The organism is Aeromonas media (assembly GCF_000819985.1).
In the GTDB taxonomy this organism is placed as follows: Bacteria; Pseudomonadota; Gammaproteobacteria; order Enterobacterales; family Aeromonadaceae; genus Aeromonas; species Aeromonas media.
The window spans coordinates 1-1,530 of record NZ_CDBZ01000211.1; the positions used below are offsets into that span (position 1 = coordinate 1).

At 61.2% G+C, this 1,530-nt stretch carries 1 protein-coding gene; it reads left to right on the top strand.

All coding sequences use genetic code 11. From position 1 onward, the window contains the following. Positions 1-103: 103 nt before the first annotated feature. Positions 104-1,522 (top strand): IS66-like element ISAs21 family transposase, encoded by a 1,419-nt coding sequence (locus BN1127_RS19315; RefSeq protein ID WP_004576012.1) that lies wholly within the window; start codon positions 104-106, stop codon positions 1,520-1,522. Positions 1,523-1,530 lie beyond the last annotated feature (8 nt).

Here is a 1,530-nt window from a genome sequence, read left to right on the forward strand (position 1 = left end):
GTAACTGTTCACCCAGATGGCATTGACAGGAAAAAGTGAGACGATCATCCCTTGATCCACTGTTGCCCCTTGCCTGATCCCGCCAGCTTGGCACCATCACGTCATGAGCAAACCCATTACGCCACCACCCGGCCTGCCGCTGACCCTCGAGCAAGCCAACGAGCTGATTTACAAGCTGATGGCGCGCATCGCCGAGCTTGAAGACCGCCTCAACCAAAACAGCAATAACTCCTCCAAGCCCCCCTCCACTGATGGCTCGGGGACCCCGCCTGCGCGCAAGCGCCCCGCTTCCGGCAAGGCTCGTGGTGCCCAGCCTGGCCACAAGGGGCAGCGGCGTGAACGTCATCCTGAGGACGACCGACTGACGGCAATACCACACTATCCTGCCCGGCAGTGCGCCTGCTGTGGTGAGCAGGTGGTGTCCCATGACAAGCCCTACCGGGTTCATCAGGTGTTTGACCTGCCCGAGGTCAGCTATGTGGTGACAGAGCATCAGCTGTATCGGGGCACCTGCCGTGGGTGCGTCACCACCAGTGAAGCAGCCCTGCCCGATACGGTGAGCCACAGCCAGATGGGGGCTAATCTGCTGAGCTATATCGCTTTGCAGAGTGGTCAGTTCCACCAGAGCATCAGCAAGATACAGCAGCAGCTCAAGCAGCACTTCGGTTTGAGCTTTAGCCGAGGCGCCATCAGTGAAGCGCAAGGCCGGGTCAGCGCCATGCTCACCCCGACCCACCAAGCCATCAAACAGCAAGTGCAGTCTGCCGCCATCATCCATGCCGATGAAACCCGGCACCAGCGGGGCGGTGAGCGACGCTGGATGTGGCTGGCCCTGAGCAAGGTCGCGGTCTGCTTCATGACGGCGTTTGGCCGCGGTCAGGAGGCAGCGAAGCGGTTGCTGGGCAGTGAGCTTGATGGGGTGCTGGTGACCGACCAGTATGCGGGATACCGCTTCATCGACAGCGCCCAGCGCCAACTGTGCTGGGCGCATGTGCTGCGCAACGTGGCGGCGATTGCCGAGAGTAGCGACGCCGTCAACCAGCCTATCGGAGCCCGGCTGGTACTGCTGGCTGACACGGTGTTCAGAACCCGGCATGGCTATGAACAAGGCTGCTTAAGCCGGGAGCAGTACCAGCGAAGGTTGCAGCGATGTCGGCAAAGCTGGCGAAGGCAGCTGGAGCGGGGCAGTGTACTGTGTTCCAAGCGCTACCGTGGGCGCTGCCAGTTACTGCTCAAGGACGATGAGATGCTATGGCGTTTTATGGAAAACGACGAGATAGCGCTGACCAACAATGAAGCGGAGCGGGCGCTGCGTGGCTATGTGCTGTGGCGCAAGGGAAGCTATGGCGTCTGGTCGCATCGAGGCGAGCAGTTCAGGCAGCGTATCCTATCGTTGGTGGAGACGGCCAAGCGATTGGGCCGCTGCCCGCAGGAGTGGCTGAGGGCAGTTGTCAGGTCCTGCATCGAGAAAACCGACTACCCGTTCCCGGAGGAGTTGGTGCTGTCAACACCGTCCCGGTGAACGGTTAC